The 15,883-nt window shown below is 41.5% G+C and carries 13 protein-coding genes, 2 rRNA genes and 1 other annotated feature; all 15 genes read right to left on the bottom strand.

What is annotated here, in order from left to right; genetic code table 11:
- Positions 1-4 precede the first annotated feature (4 nt).
- Complete coding sequence (gene cysS, locus BLT18_RS13540; RefSeq protein WP_175487516.1) at positions 5-1,402, bottom strand: cysteine--tRNA ligase; 1,398 nt, start codon at positions 1,400-1,402, stop codon at positions 5-7.
- Positions 1,402-2,067, bottom strand: coding sequence for a serine O-acetyltransferase EpsC (epsC, locus tag BLT18_RS13535; RefSeq protein ID WP_091275111.1), 666 nt, complete (start codon positions 2,065-2,067; stop codon positions 1,402-1,404). Before epsC ends, cysS begins: the two co-directional genes overlap by 1 nt.
- A gap of 378 nt (positions 2,068-2,445) precedes the next feature.
- Positions 2,446-2,657, bottom strand: a binding site (T-box leader).
- A gap of 23 nt (positions 2,658-2,680) precedes the next feature.
- On the bottom strand, positions 2,681-4,141 hold the full coding sequence (gene gltX, locus BLT18_RS13525; protein ID WP_091275106.1) for a glutamate--tRNA ligase: 1,461 nt from the start codon (positions 4,139-4,141) through the stop codon (positions 2,681-2,683).
- A 104-nt stretch (positions 4,142-4,245) separates the two neighbouring features.
- Positions 4,246-4,722, bottom strand: a complete 477-nt coding sequence (gene ispF, locus BLT18_RS13520; protein ID WP_091275103.1) for a 2-C-methyl-D-erythritol 2,4-cyclodiphosphate synthase — start codon at positions 4,720-4,722, stop codon at positions 4,246-4,248.
- A 1-nt stretch (position 4,723) separates the two neighbouring features.
- Positions 4,724-5,413 (bottom strand): 2-C-methyl-D-erythritol 4-phosphate cytidylyltransferase, encoded by a 690-nt coding sequence (gene ispD / locus BLT18_RS13515; protein WP_091275102.1) that lies wholly within the window; start codon positions 5,411-5,413, stop codon positions 4,724-4,726.
- Between the two features lie 348 nt (positions 5,414-5,761).
- Complete coding sequence (locus BLT18_RS13510; protein WP_091275100.1) at positions 5,762-6,853, bottom strand: PIN/TRAM domain-containing protein; 1,092 nt, start codon at positions 6,851-6,853, stop codon at positions 5,762-5,764.
- Between the two features lie 195 nt (positions 6,854-7,048).
- The gene (gene disA / locus BLT18_RS13505; RefSeq protein ID WP_091275099.1) at positions 7,049-8,131 is read right to left on the bottom strand and encodes a DNA integrity scanning diadenylate cyclase DisA; all 1,083 of its coding nucleotides are present in this window, start codon (positions 8,129-8,131) and stop codon (positions 7,049-7,051) included.
- Between the two features lie 23 nt (positions 8,132-8,154).
- Entirely contained in the window at positions 8,155-9,552 is a 1,398-nt protein-coding gene (radA, locus tag BLT18_RS13500) for a DNA repair protein RadA (protein WP_091275096.1), read from the bottom strand.
- A 168-nt stretch (positions 9,553-9,720) separates the two neighbouring features.
- Positions 9,721-12,174, bottom strand: coding sequence for an ATP-dependent protease ATP-binding subunit ClpC (gene clpC, locus BLT18_RS13495; protein WP_091275095.1), 2,454 nt, complete (start codon positions 12,172-12,174; stop codon positions 9,721-9,723).
- 24 nt (positions 12,175-12,198) lie between these two features.
- Complete coding sequence (locus BLT18_RS13490) at positions 12,199-13,272, bottom strand: protein arginine kinase (RefSeq protein WP_091275093.1); 1,074 nt, start codon at positions 13,270-13,272, stop codon at positions 12,199-12,201.
- A complete protein-coding gene (locus tag BLT18_RS13485; RefSeq protein ID WP_091275092.1) occupies positions 13,272-13,817 on the bottom strand; it encodes a UvrB/UvrC motif-containing protein in 546 nt (181 codons plus the stop codon). The genes BLT18_RS13490 and BLT18_RS13485 overlap by 1 nt, the downstream gene beginning before the upstream one ends.
- A 31-nt stretch (positions 13,818-13,848) precedes the next feature.
- A complete protein-coding gene (locus BLT18_RS13480) occupies positions 13,849-14,313 on the bottom strand; it encodes a CtsR family transcriptional regulator (protein WP_091275090.1) in 465 nt (154 codons plus the stop codon).
- A 135-nt stretch (positions 14,314-14,448) separates the two neighbouring features.
- Positions 14,449-15,156 carry an MgtC/SapB family protein gene (locus BLT18_RS13475; protein ID WP_091275089.1) on the bottom strand — a complete coding sequence of 236 codons (708 nt, stop codon included), beginning with the start codon at positions 15,154-15,156 and terminating at the stop codon, positions 14,449-14,451.
- A gap of 297 nt (positions 15,157-15,453) precedes the next feature.
- Positions 15,454-15,570, bottom strand: a 5S ribosomal RNA gene (gene rrf / locus BLT18_RS13470).
- 186 nt (positions 15,571-15,756) lie between these two features.
- Positions 15,757-15,883: ribosomal RNA gene (locus tag BLT18_RS13465) — 23S ribosomal RNA — on the bottom strand; the annotation flags it as partial.

Genomic DNA, 15,883 nt, shown 5'->3' with positions numbered 1-15,883 from the left:
CTTTCTACTCTCGCTTCCATCTTGTTCCCTGCGGGGTGTCTTCTAAAATAATGCCCTGTTCTTTTAACGAATCCCGTATCTCATCTGCTCTCGCAAAATTTCTTTCTTTTCTCGCTTGTTTTCTTTCCTCAATCAAACGTTCGATTTCTTCATCTAATATTTCTTCTCCGGATTCCACTGGAATATCAAGCACATCACCAATCTCACGTATCGTACCCAGAAAAGCCTCTAACACTTGTTTGGAAGAATGTTTTTCTTCTAAGTAATGATTTGCTTTTTTGACTAAATCAAAAAGTACACTAATGCCATTGGCGCTGTTAAAATCATCATCCATTTCTTCTATAAACGCTTCTTTATACTGCTGAATTTTTTCTACCCAATCATTAACCTCACCAAAATCTGCACTTTCCTGCAAACGGTGCTTCAAATTATTGGTCGTTGTGTGAATGCGCTCTAGACTATTTTTGGCACTTGCTAATAACTCTTCACTGAAATTAAGCGGACTGCGATAATGAGATTGCAGCATGAAAAAGCGTACCACTTCCGGCTGATGTTGTTGAATAATGTCATGAACCAAAACAAAATTTCCGAGTGATTTTGACATTTTCTCATTATTGATTTGAATATACCCGTTGTGAAGCCAATATTTTGCCATCGAAGCTTCGTTTAAGGCTTCTGATTGAGCAATTTCATTTTCGTGATGAGGAAATGCCAAATCTTGCCCGCCTGCATGGATATCAATAGTATCTCCCAGGTACTTTTTCACCATTGCAGAACATTCAATGTGCCAGCCAGGGCGACCTTGCCCCCACGGACTATCCCAAGAAATTTCCCCTTCTTTTGCTTGTTTCCATAACACAAAATCCAGTGGATCATTCTTTTTTTCCCCAATCTCAATACGAGCTCCTAATTGCAGATCATGAACAGATTGAGACGACAGCTTTCCATACTCTTTAAATGCTTTTGTTTCAAAATAGACGTCTCCATCCGCTTCATAAGCATATCCTTTACGAATTAACGCCTCAATAAAGGCTATAATTTCTGGCATCGTTTCTGTCACTCTTGGGTGATAATCTGCTTTTTTCACACCCAATGCACCAGTGTCTTCAAAATACGCCTCAATGAAACGCTCTGCTAACACAGGAACTTCCTCTTGCATTTCCTGTGCAGCTTTAATAATTTTATCATCCACATCAGTGAAGTTGGATACAAATTCCACATCATACCCTCTGTATTCCAAGTATTTCCTGACCATATCAAACACAATAGCAGGACGGGCGTTACCGATGTGTATATAGTTATACACGGTAGGGCCGCATACATACATTTTTACTTTTCCCTCTTTTAACGGCACAAACGTTTCTTTTTTGCGAGCCAATGTATTATACAACTGTATGGCCATTATGCATCGGTCCTTCCATTCGTTTTGTTATTTTTATATGCTTCTAGTTCTTTTTTGAGCTCTGCTATTTCTGTTTCTAATTCATTAAATTTATCAGCAACTGGGTCCGGGAGAATGTGGTGGGCCAGTTCATCTTTTTTCACTTTCACCCCGTCTTGAACGACCACTTTTGCCGGTATACCAACAACAGTTGAATTCGGCGGAACTTCGTTTAACACCACTGATCCTGCCCCTATACGTGAATGTTTTCCAATTGTCATAGAACCAAGGATTTTTGCTCCTGTCGCTATTAGTACGTTATCTTCAATGGTAGGATGGCGCTTTCCTTTTTCTTTCCCTGTACCGCCTAATGTTACTCCTTGATAAATCGTGACATTGTCTCCTATTTCACATGTTTCCCCAATAACCACACCCATGCCATGGTCAATAAACAGACGTTCTCCAATAACCGCTCCCGGATGAATTTCAATCCCAGTAAAAAAACGGCTAACCTGCGAAAGAAGCCTTCCCAGAAAATACATTTTTTTCTTCCAAAGCCAGTGTGCAACACGGTGCGCCCAAATTGCGTGAACACCCGAGTAAGTTAATACCACTTCCAGCCTGCTTCTAGCGGCCGGGTCCTGGTCAAAAACAACATCAATATCATTTTTAAACGTCTTGAACATACAGCTTCTCTCCTCCCCTCAAAACCGCCAGTACGTTTGTTGCAGTTAGTACTTGACCGGGCCAGTCTGACCCATACGATACGAATATTTCTTAGAACGCTTTTCCTGTTTTATTAGCAAAGTACAGTTATGATGAAACAAGAAAAACAGGCTAAGCTAAAAGAATCTCTCTAAAACGGGCGCGCTGTTTCTGTATTTCATATAAAAGGAGCATCCGTGACTGCAGAGCAATGTTCTCAGTACTCATACACAGTATTTGCAAAAGAAAGCCGACAACTTCTGCAAAACATCTCTTTCCTATCCCCTGTGTCAAACAGCGTATGAAACATGCCAAAAGTGTTTGCTCCTAAATAAAAAAGCGCCTCTATGCTCTATTAGCACAGAGACGCTTGACGCGCGGTCCCACTCTGTTTAAAGGTTAATTACCTTTCTCTTCTACAGGTAACGGCTGCAAACCGCTTCTGCCTACTTTATTCAACAGAAGACTCTGGGATGCATGTTCAGAATGAATTCCAGAAATCACTCTCAGCAGCCGTGATTCTCTCTGTGCAGGAATCAGCATTCTTACTTTTTCCCATCATCGTGATATCCATTATCATGTTTTGCTGTTACCTTACTGCTGAGTTGCCTGATTCAGTCTTGTTTGAACAACATCTTTGCCCAGCAGTGATATCGCATGAGGGAGCTCAGGGCCATGAGTTTGGCCAGTCACAGCAACGCGGATTGGCATGAATAACTTCTTGCCTTTTTGTCCAGTTGCTTTTTGAGTTGCTTTTGTCGCTGCTTTCACCTGTTCCGGCGTAAACTCCTCTAATTCATTTAACTCTTTAGAAAACTGCTCTAATACTTGTGGAACCTGTTCTCCACTCAGTACTTCCTTAGCTTCTTCATTATACGATATTTCTTCTTTGAAGAACAACTCCGTCAAGTCAGTGATTTCAGCTGCATAGTGCATTTGTTCTTGATACAGCGCAACAAGTTTTTTGGCCCACTCGTATTGCTCATCAGACATATCAACCGGAAGCTTATCGTGTTTTTGTAAATGCGGAAGCGCTAGTTTCGTTAAACGATCTACATCTGCTTCTTTTACGTATTGATTGTTCATCCAAGCGAGTTTATCTGTATCAAATACCGCAGGGGCTTTGGATACGCGTTCTAAGCTGAACTGGTTTTCCAACTCTGCTAGCGGAAAGATTTCTTCTTCTCCAACAGGTGACCAGCCAAGAAGCGCAAGGAAATTTACAATAGCCTCCGGTAAGTACCCAAGTTCTTTATATTGTTCAACAAATTGAATGATTGATTCATCTCGTTTGCTCATCTTCTGCCGGTCAGGATTTAGAATTAATGAGGCATGGGCAAACGTTGGTTTTTCAAATCCCAGTGCTTCATATACAAGCGCCTGACGAGGTGCATTCGATAAGTGCTCTTCACCCCGGATAACATGAGAAATCTGCATGGTATGGTCATCGATGACAACCGCAAAGTTGTACGTAGGAATCCCGTCTTTACGTGCGATAACAAAGTCCCCAATATCATTCGTATCAAATGTCACCTCGCCACGAACGGCATCCTGTATCTTCACTTGTTGATTTTCCGGCACGCGGAACCGAATCGATGGTTTAATCCCTTTTGCTTCATAAGCTTTCCGTTCTTCCTCTGTTAAGTCACGATCGCGACCGCTGTATTTCGGAGCTTCTCCTCTGGCTAACTGTTCTTCACGTTCCTTTTCTAACTCTTCCTCGGTCATATAATCGTAGTAAGCTTTTCCCTCATCGAGCAATTGCTGGATGTATTTTTGGTAAATGTCTAACCTTTCCATGCTTCGATACGGCGCATAGGGCCCGCCAATATCTACACTTTCATCCCAGTCAATACCAAGCCATTTCATGCTGTCCATTAATTTTTCCGTAGCATCTTCCACATTACGTGCTTGGTCGGTGTCTTCAATTCTAATAATAAACTTGCCGCCTTGGTTTCGTGCAAATAAATAATTAAACAAAGCCGAACGGGCACCTCCAATATGGAGATGTCCAGTTGGACTAGGAGCAAACCGTACTCGTACTTCCTTTGTCATCTTCTACACCTTCCTATTTCAATATAGTATAGTAATCAGTTCAAACTGTTTTATCCATCGTCATACACCTGTCCTATTTTACCACCATTTCCAAAAGAATAAAATTATGACCTTGGTTGCAAAAGCACAACCGCATGAGCTGCGATACCTTCTTGTCTTCCTGTAAAACCGAGCTTTTCTGTGGTGGTGGCTTTCACGTTTACCAGTTCCTTGTCAGCTTCGGCTAAATCAGCAATGACAACACGCATATCTTCAATATAAGGGGCCATTTTCGGCTTTTCCGCTAAAATAGTACAATCCGCATTACCGAGACAGTATCCTTTGTCTTTTACTATCTGAAAGACATGTTTTAGAAGCTTTGAAGAATCTGCATCTTTAAAAGCCGGATCATTATCTGGGAAATGCTTGCCAATATCTCCTTCTCCAACAGCTCCAAGCAGTGCATCGGAAACAGCATGCAGCAGCACATCAGCATCAGAGTGCCCTTTTAGTCCTTGTTCATGTGGAATATGTACACCGCCAATAATAAGAGGACGATCAACTGTCAATTGGTGAACGTCAAAACCGTGTCCTATCCTCATCTTAGTCCTCCTCTGTTTGTTTTTTTAAAATAGCTTGAGCAATCGTTATATCTTCTGGTGTGGTTAGTTTAATGTTATTGTAGTCACCTTCTATGATGTGTACCGGAAAGCCTGTACGCTCCACAAGACTCGTATCATCTGTACCTCTAAATCCTTCTTCCTGGGCTTTTTTATAAGCATCATAAATAACTGGAAACTGAAATGCTTGTGGTGTCTGCACAGACCACACATAAGAACGATCAATGGTTTCAAGTACAAGGTGATCTTTCACTCTTTTCATTGTATCTTTTATTTTCACCCCAAGCACGGCAGCACCTTGATGCTGTGCTTTTTCTACTAACTTATGAATATGAAGCGGACGGATAAAAGGACGAGCCCCATCGTGAATAAGCACAATCTCTGCTGCACTTATATGCCTTAACCCTTCCATGACACTGTCTTGCCTTTCGCTTCCGCCCGGTACTACGTCAATATCGTTTGGTATCTTCCAATCCTGTATTAACTGCTTCATGTCTTCTATTTCATTTTCATTAGCCACAACCACAATTCGTTCACACCAAGGGTCATGAGCAAAAACAGAAACAGTATGAATAATAACAGGCTTTTTTTCCAGCATTAGAAATTGTTTGTTAAACCCAGCCTGCATTCGCTTTCCTTGTCCGGCTGCAGGGATTACAACAGCGTATTTCATGCGACCTCTCCCACATTCTTCTCGTTTTTAACACCTTTCATCTTACAACGGTTTTACTGCTTGAGCAATTCTTTCTTTTTTTTCGTTTCAACTCAAATGCCGGGGCTGTTCATGTGCCTTTTTCTGTCTTCTTCTTCGTTGATGGCAATTCGATGAGGCACCTCCAGGAAAAACGGCTAAAAATCCTACAAGCACCAATAAACTGTCAGCGTCTCCCACAGCCAACGAGCTTGAAGCAGTCAGCCACCAACACGATAACAAAAGCTTTTTTCGCCCATATGATGCAAAAGAAACGCCTCTGCGCTTGGCATAATACCGGACAGAGGCTTTGCATGTATAAATATATAATTAAAGCGCTTTTTCCATTAACTTAGGTTTGGCAAATATCATCCGTCCTGCACTGGTTTGCAGCACACTGGTTACAATGACTTCAATAGACTCGCCTATATGATCTCTTCCGCCTTCTACAACAATCATTGTTCCATCATCAAGATAGGCAACGCCTTGATTTTGCTCCTTACCATCTTTTATGACTTGAACGTTCATCTCTTCTCCAGGCAGAACAACTGGCTTCACTGCGTTCGCTAAATCATTTATATTTAACACGTCTACCCCTTGCAAGTCACATACTTTATTCAAGTTGAAATCATTTGTCACGACAATCCCTTGACGGACTTTCGCCAGTTTGACTAACTTACTATCCACTTCTTGAATATCTTCAAAATCCCCATCGTAAATTTCTACTTCAATAGATAATTCCTTTTGAATTCGATTTAATATATCCAATCCTCGCCGGCCCCTATTGCGTTTTAACACATCAGAAGAATCAGCAATGTGCTGAAGCTCTTCTAACACAAATTCTGGAATTACTAACGTTCCCTCAATGAAACCTGTCTGGCAGACATCAGCAATACGCCCGTCTATAATAACACTGGTATCAAGTATTTTAACTTTTGACTGTTTTTTCGAAGGTATTACCTCTTCTTTTTTCTTCACAGCAGCGCGGCTTGCTGGAAACAGGTTCATTAGTTCGTCTCTTTTTTTGAATCCAACCTGAAAACCAAAGTAGCCAAGGAAAAATGTAATAAAAATCGGAAGAACAGAACTAATAACAGGGAGAGAGATAGAATTTAAAGGGATGCCGACAAGAAATGCTACAATCAATCCAAATACTAATCCAAGTGTACCAAAAAGAACGTCTGTCACTGGTGCTTTCACAATCATTTCCTCTAACATTTTCATACCGTTCACAATATAACCTGCCAGCCAAAACGTAGAAATAAACAAGATAATAGCTCCGATGAGACCTCCGATATATGGGTTACTGAGCCAATCAGGTATCGTGCTGTAATCCAACAATGATATAAATTCCGGTATAAAGACAAATCCAAGTGTTGCTCCGGCAAGTATAAAAAATAACTGTACAATCGTTTTTAACACCTAACATGCACCTCCTTTCACTATTATAGACATTTCGTTCTTTTTAAAACCTATGAATCTTGAAAGTGTGAAAAATTACTGGGGATATTAACAATGTAGCAAACTTTCATAGCGGTGTCATATTTTTTGATAATTTTTCATTGTATCGTAAAATAATTTTAACGTCAACGAAGGATAAAAGAGTGCAGCTGTCATTTATATATGTCGATCAATAAATAACTGTTCCTGGATTCGATGAAGTCCTTCCTTCACTTTTTTTGCTCGCGTTCGACCTACACCTGGCACCTCATCTAAATCTTCGATGGTTGCTTTCATTATTCCTTCTAAGCTCTTATAGTGGCGCACGAGATTATCGATGATGAGAGCGGGCAGACGCTGAATTTTGTGAAGAATTCGATAGCCGCGAGGGGAGACAGGCTGTTCATTATTATTGGTACGCGCAGAATAACCGAGCACTTTCATAATGTGTGCATCATCCATTAATTCCTCATTAGTCATGTTACTTAGTTTTTTTATTATAATAGCAGGATTTGTGCTCACATCTGCTATATAATCCTTGATGAGATAACGCGTTTCTTTATCTAACTGCCCGACTAGCTCATTTAGCTGCATGGAGATAAGCCGGCCCTCGCTCCCTAATTCCAGGACATAATTCAAAATTTCATCTCTAATACGATTGACCAGCTCAATACGGTGTATTACTTGTGCGACATCATGAAAGGTGACGAGTTCTTCAAATTCCAGCGCACCGATATTCGTCAAGCTTTGATCGAGGACAGCTTTATACTTTTCTAACGTTTGCACCGCTTGATTTGCTTTTGTCAAAATCATCTCCATATCTTTTAATGAGTAACGATAAGAACCTCGATATAACGTAATAATTCGCCGGCGCTGGGAAATCGAAATCACTAAATTTCCAGTTTGTTTGGCAACTCGTTCAGCCGTGCGATGCCTGATTCCTGTTTCACTGGAAACAATGGTGTTATCAGGAACCAATTGTGTATTTGCATACAAAATACGGTCCCCTTCTTCAGTTAATATAATCGCTCCATCCATTTTCGCAAGCTCATAAAGGTTGGATGGAGTGAAGGAGCAATTGATAAAAAAACCACCATCGACAATATCTTTCATCCTTTCGGAATAGCCCAGGACAATCAACCCCCCGGTATTCGCTCGCAGCACATTATCAATCCCTTCTCTAAGTGCTGTACCAGGAGCAACAAAATGAAGGACTTCCCGCATAAATGAGTCCCGTGTGTTCCTTTCCTTTTCTGACATGGCGTCCCTCCTCTATGCGCCGATTACAGAGGTAAGTCTTTCCCCTCCAACGTATAATCAAGTGCTTCCTCCAACGTGTTCACGCCAATGACATCTATTGTTTCAGGTGCTGTCCAGCCATCTATGTTTTTAGCAGGAACAACAGCACGCGTAAATCCTAATTTTGCTGCTTCGTGTACCCGGTCTTCAATTCTAGCTACCCGTCTAATCTCCCCGGTTAACCCAACTTCTCCAATGACCACATCTCGAGGGTTTGTCGTGCGGTTGCGAAAACTAGAAGCAATACAAACAGCAATGCCTAAATCAATGGCAGGCTCATCGAGCTTTACACCACCAGCAACGTTAATATATGCATCCTGATTCTGAAGCAGTAATCCCAGCCGCTTTTCCAATACTGCCATTAATAATGCAATTCTGTTGTGATCAACCCCTGTGGACGTTCGCTTTGGATTGGCAAAACTGGATGGAGCGATTAATGCTTGCAGTTCCACCAATACAGGACGAGTCCCCTCTAGAGAAGCAACTACAATCGAACCCGAACTTTCTTCTGTTCTATCTTCTAAGAAAATCTCAGAAGGATTTTTTACCTCTTTTAATCCCATCTCTTTCATTTCAAAAATACCTAACTCATTTGTAGACCCAAAGCGGTTTTTGACCGCTCGCAGCATGCGGTATGTGTGATGCCTCTCTCCTTCAAAATACAATACCGAATCAACCATATGCTCTAACATTTTTGGGCCTGCAATAGAACCTTGCTTGGTTACATGGCCGACAATAAACACGGCAATACCGCGTGATTTGGCAATTTGCATAAACATAGACGTTGACTCCCGGACTTGGGCGACGCTTCCTGGAGCAGACGTTACATCTGCATGATGAACTGTTTGAATAGAATCGATGACGACTAATGTTGGCTGAATCGTATCAATGGCATTTTCAATTAATGCCATATCTGTTTCAGCAAAAACATACAAGTGATCAGAATTTGCTCCTAATCGGTCCGCACGCAATTTCGTCTGTTTAATGGACTCTTCTCCAGATATATACAACACTTCATGATTATTCTTGGCAAGTATTGCGGTCATTTGCAAAAGCAGTGTTGATTTCCCAATACCAGGGTCACCCCCAACAAGCACTAAAGATCCTGGAACAATGCCTCCTCCTAATACCCGATTCAACTCTTTAATAGACGTGTCAATTCTCGGCTCTTTTTCTCCTGTTACGTTCGTAATTGGCTGTGGACGTTGACGGTTCTTTCCAGGCGGGGTGTTCAACGATCTTTGTCCACTCCCCTTGCCCGCAGGAACCTCTAATTCTTCCACCATCGTATTCCATTGGTTACACCCCGGACAACGCCCCATCCACTTTCGTGATTCATATCCGCACTCTTGACACACAAACTTTGATTTTTGTTTTGCCATCTATATACCCTCACTTTTACCTTATGTATATACCCTTGTATTTTACCACGAAAATGTTATAGAAATCGCTGACAGCAGCACGCAGTGATGGTCTCCATCTGCTTACGTGCAAAGCTTCATTTGCGTAAAAAGGACTGCCCAAATATGTCTGGACAGTCCCTGATCTTTTTACGTTGTTTCAGCTCCCGCTTTCGTTTCTACAACAAATTCGCCGTCTTTCACGTCAATAATAGCCGTATCACCTTTTTGGATGTTGCCACGCAGAAGTTCTTCCGACAAACGGTCTTCTACTTGTTTTTGCAGGGCACGACGCAGCGGCCGGGCTCCATATTCAGGATCAAATCCTTCATCTGCAATTTTTTCTTGTGCTCGACCAGTTAATTCAAAATTAACTTCTTGTTCTTCCAACCGTTTTTGCAGTTGTTCGGCCATAAGCACAACGATTTTCTTAATGTGCTCTTTTTCAAGGCTGTGGAAGACAATAATTTCATCCAAACGGTTTAAAAATTCAGGACGGAATGTGTTTTTCAGCTCTCCCATCACCTTGTCACGCATATCTTGGAACTTCTCGCCTTCAGACTGCGTCGTAAACCCAACGTTTTTATTACGGCGCAAGAGGCTTGCACCTACGTTTGAAGTCATAATAATGGCAGTGTTGCGAAAGTCAACGCGGCGTCCTTTAGAATCTGTCAAAAAGCCATCTTCAAGCACTTGTAACAAGATATTAAACACTTCTGGATGGGCTTTTTCTACTTCGTCCAGCAAAATCACAGAATACGGATGACGCCGCACTTTTTCTGTTAATTGACCGCCATCTTCAAATCCGACGTATCCGGGTGGTGAACCAACAAGGCGGCTGGTTGCATGTTTTTCCATGTATTCAGACATGTCAATTCTTATAACCGAATCTTCATCTCCAAACAATGTTTCTGCTACAGCTCGAGCCAATTCAGTTTTCCCGACACCTGTAGGGCCTAAGAAAATAAAAGAGCCAATTGGACGTTTCGGGTCTTTCAATCCAGCCCGGGCGCGTCGAATCGATTTTGAAATAGCATTAACTGCTTCTTCTTGGCCAATGACACGGTTGTGTAAAATCTCTTCCATTTTCAACAGGCGATCGGTTTCCTCTTCTGCCAATTTAGAAACAGGGATTCCCGTCCAGCTGGCAACAACTTGCGCGATATCTTCCGGAGTAACCTCTGTATTTTCTTGCCCTTGCTTTTCTTTCCATTCATCTTTCATTTTTTCTAGTTCTTCACGAAGCCGCTGCTCACTATCTCGTAAGGATGCTGCTTTTTCAAATTCCTGGCTTTGCACCGATGCATCCTTTTCTTTTCGCGTCTCTTCTAACTTTTGTTCCAGTTCTTTTAAATTAGGTGGAGCGGTGTAAGAACGCAAACGAACTTTCGAACCAGCCTCGTCAATTAAGTCAATGGCTTTATCAGGAAGAAAACGATCAGAAATATATCGATCGGATAACTTTACAGCTTCTGCAATTGCTTCATCAGTAATTGTTACGCGATGATGTGCTTCATAACGGTCGCGAAGCCCTCTAAGAATCTGAATAGATTCTTCTGTCGTTGGTTCATCAACTTGAATTGGCTGGAAACGACGTTCTAACGCTGCATCTTTTTCAATATATTTACGGTATTCATCCAATGTTGTCGCACCAATACATTGTAATTCACCACGCGCAAGCGATGGTTTTAAAATATTTGACGCGTCAATAGCACCTTCCGCGCCGCCTGCACCAATTAGCGTATGCAGCTCATCAATAAACAATATAACATTTCCAGCTTGGCGAATTTCTTCCATTACTTTCTTCAATCGATCTTCAAATTCACCACGGTATTTCGTACCAGCAACCACTGTCCCCATGTCTAATGTCATCACGCGTTTATTTCTAAGTATTTCCGGCACTTCATTAGAAATAATAGACTGAGCCAACCCTTCAGCAACTGCTGTCTTCCCTACACCTGGTTCACCAATGAGCACAGGGTTGTTTTTTGTACGACGGCTCAGCACTTGAATGACACGTTCAATTTCTTTGCTGCGCCCAATAACTGGGTCTAATGCTTCTTCTTTTGCAACAGCTGTTAAATCTCTTGCTAAGCTGTCAAGTGTTGGAGTATTAGCATTGGCTGCTCCAGCACCAGAAGACTGCTGATGACTAGAGTTGGAAGCTTCATTGCTGCCAAGCAGCTGCAAAACCTGCTGTCTTGCTTTATTAAGACTAACACCAAGATTATTTAATACTCTTGCCGCTACACCTTCACCTTCTCGAATCAACCCTAACAAAATATGCTCTGTACCAACATAAGAATGGCCAAGCTTTCTAGCTTCATCCATCGAGAGCTCAATAACCTTTTTCGCCCGTGGAGTGTAATGAATGGTTTTAGAACCTTCCTGACCAGTTCCAATTAATGACTCTACTTCTTTTTGAATTTGTTCAGAACCAAGATTGAGCGCTTGCAAAGCTTTCGCGGCAATACCTTCACCTTCTCGAATTAAACCGAGCAAAATGTGTTCTGTGCCTATATTATTATGCCCAAGTCGAATTGCTTCTTCTTGAGCTAAAGCTAATACCTTTTGCGCTCGTTCTGTAAATCTGCCAAACATCATATAGCCGCACCTCCAAGTATTTACTTAACCTTCTCTCTCTAACTTCATTCTCTCACGAATTAAGGCAGCACGTCTTACATCACGCTCATCCGGCGTAAGGCCTTTTCCAGCATATTGCTGTAAAAACCCTGGTTGGGTCAAAATCATTAACTCATTAAGAATATTACCCGAGATTCCTTGTATTAAATCAAGATCAATCCCCAAGCGCACATCGGATAAACGTTCTGCAGCTTCTTTTGATTCCATAATACGGCTGTTTGTTAAAAGTCCAAACGACCGAAATACTTTGTCTTCTAGCTGAATTTTTGATGTGCGCATGATTTCATCTCTGGCGTAACGTTCCTGCTGAATAAGCTGCATGACTACCCCGCGAAGGTCCTCTACAATATCTTCCTCAGACTTGCCGAGTGTCATTTGGTTAGATATTTGAAAAAGGTTACCTAAAGCTTCGCTGCCTTCCCCGTAAATTCCTCTAACAACAAGTCCTAATTGATTAATTGCTGGGAGAATACGGTTGAGCTGCTGTGTCATCACAAGTGCAGGCAAATGCATCATAACGGAAGCTCGCATGCCCGTTCCCACATTCGTAGGGCAGCTAGTTAAAAAACCTCTTTTTTCATCAAAAGCATACGTAACTTTTTCTTCTATCCAATCATCTAACCCATTTGACAACACGAGACTTTCGTTTAATTGAAATCCCCGGAATAAACATTGCAGGCGAATATGATCTTCTTCATTGAGCATGATGCTAACAGATTCATCATCACTCAACAACACTGCACCGTGCAGAGATTTTTCCGCTAAGTGAGGGCTGATTAAATGCTTTTCTACTAACACTCTTTTTTGATTTGGAGACAACTCATTCATTTTTAAGAGCTCGAGCGATCCCATTTGTGGATAGCTGTCTTTCGTCAATTCTTTTGATGTGTAATGTAACATCGTATTAGCCGATTCATCCGATGCCACAATAGGGAAAGGGTAATGTTCTAAATTCCGCGCCAGCCGGATTCTAGTGCTTAACACAATATCTCCTTCTGGCCCCGGACCACTTTTCATCCATGGACTGATTGCCTCTGAAATAAATCTTTGTAGAGACATTAAACATCCCCCTTTCCGTCTTGGATGTCCTTGTTTAAGTCACGAATTTTATCACGCACTTTCGCAGCCTCTTCAAACTCTTCTTTTTCAATATGATGCTGTAACTCTTTTCGTAATTTCTCAATTTGATTTTTTATTTGCAAGCGTCCTCCTGCTCGTTTAGGCACCTTACCAGCATGACGCACATTTCCACTGTGTACTCTCTTGAAAATAGGATCTAATTTAGGATCAAATGCTTTATAACAATTAGAACACCCAAAGCGTCCCGTTTTTGCAAATCGTTCATAAGATAACCCACAAGACTCGCAGACAAGCTGTTTTGGGACAGATGCTCTCGAAGGATAAGAATCACTGTTGCCCATAGGCTGTTCAAAATTTAACAAACCAGACAGTAGATCGTGAATGGAGTAGCTGTTTGAACCAGGTATATGTTCTCCTTTATCACGGGCACATTCTTCACACAAGTGCATCTCTTCTTTCTTACCATTAATAATCTTGGTGAAATGCAGCGCTGCTTGCCGCTGCTGGCACTCTTCACACAGCATTTGTAATTGCCTCCCTTCGCAGCTACTATACTCATTGATAGCGCAAGCTGTGCAGCATTGCTTTTAGTATGTTAGCGCGTATGATATCTCTATCCCAAGCGCGAGGCAAGGATAAAACAGAACGATTAACGGATGCGAGCATAATATTAGCTTCTCTCTTAGAGATTACTTTTTCTTCAAATAAACGCATAATAATACTTTCTGCTGTAACTTGATCAATTCCTTCTTTTATTAATGGCATTAACTGATCAATTAATTCAGCGTGATCGCCAATTTGCACCCTGGAAATACGGATATATCCTCCGCCTCCTCTTTTACTTTCTACCATATACCCTTTTTCCGTCGTAAATCGTGTACTAATTACATAATTAATTTGGGAAGGAACACATTCAAACTGTTTAGCCAACTCACTGCGTTTTATTTCCACTAAATTTTTCTCACTTTGTGTTAAAATATTTTTTAAGTATTCTTCTATTACATCTGAAATATTACGCAAGACAACATCCTCCTTCCTGCTGTCTTTTGTGTTTACAACCCATTTGACCTTGACTATCTTTGACTATAAATATAATACAACCGCCTGCAAATTTCAAGCAGACGGCACTAATCATTATAGCCATTTTTATTAAAATCATTCAGCCTCCATTTGCATCTTTATTTCTTTCACACCATCCATTAATAGTATTTTTTCATGGAGCTGCGCCCGCTTTAAAGCATTTGGAGACTGAACATGCAGATGGTACGCAAACGTATTTTCTTTTCCTTCATCCCGGCTTCCTACCACTTTTTTGACCGATATATCATTATCCTCTAACGCCTCAATAATTTTCGACAACACTGCTTTTTCCTGCTCAACAATAATTTCCATTTTTTCAGGCCTTGCGGTAGAACGAAAAAATCGATCAACATTATTCAAGAAAAATAAACTCAACAATACAACAATTGTCGTAAATACTGCAGCAAAAAACATACCTGCCCCAGCAGCTAAACCAATTGCGGCTACTACCCATATGGAAGCTGCAGTCGTCAGTCCTTTAATAGAGACACCTTGAACAATAATAGTACCAGCACCTAAAAAGCCGACTCCGCTCACAACATAGGATGCTAAACGGGATGGGTCATACCGAACAATTTCTTCATTTGCATGCATGTATTCTTGGAAACCGAACAAAGCCATTACCATAACAAGACAAGCTCCAGTCCCTACTAACAGGTGTGTACGAAATCCTGCTGGATGCCTTTTATATTCGCGCTCTATACCAATCAAGCCTGCCAGAAATGCCGCAGCAAGTATCCGAATAATAATGGTATAAGCTTCATGATTCAACCACATTTCCATAAATGTCCCTCCAATGCTTTATCAGTACTGAATATATATTGTTATGTTTTCAATGGTATACCCTGCCCAAGTCACAACCAAGCAGATATATTAGAGTGTGTAATGAACACCTTTGCACATGTAATAAAACGTTCGAGACGAATAAAAGTTCTCCTTTTAATGAATGAAAACACCAATAAAAACATTGGAAACACAGAACATTTCAGCATAAAAGTCGATATACGAGAAAAGCTCGAGCGATTTCTTTTTTTCATATACAAAAAAGCTGCCAGATGACTCTCTGACAGCTTATCGGTTGCCTGGCAGCGTCCTACTTTCACAAAGGGTTTCCCCCTCATTATCATCGGCGCAAAAGAGCTTAACTTCCGTGTTCGGCATGGGAACGGGTGGAACCTCTTTGCTATCGCCACCAGACTCACAAGATGTGAGTCGTTCGATGTTCGTCACAGGACGTGACGGATGGTAATCGAACTTCCTTGCTCACATACACAGGATGTATGGACTTCCACCTACCGCAGAAGTTCTTTGTATCATAGGGAATTGCTCCCTCAAAACTGCATAACGAATGCGAAGAGCCTCTTCGAGGCGCTTTCCTTTGTGTTGGATAAGCCCTCGACCGATTAGTATCTGTCAGCTCCACGTGTCACCACGCTTCCACCTCAGACCTATCAACCTTGTCATCTGCAAGGGGTCTTACTAGCTTGGCGCTATGGGAAATCTCATCTTG

This window comes from Alteribacillus persepolensis, from assembly GCF_900099605.1.
Classification (GTDB): Bacteria; Bacillota; Bacilli; order Bacillales; family Marinococcaceae; genus Alteribacillus; species Alteribacillus persepolensis.
Note: the sequence above shows the minus strand (reverse complement) of the source record. Positions and strands in the feature narration are given on the sequence as shown.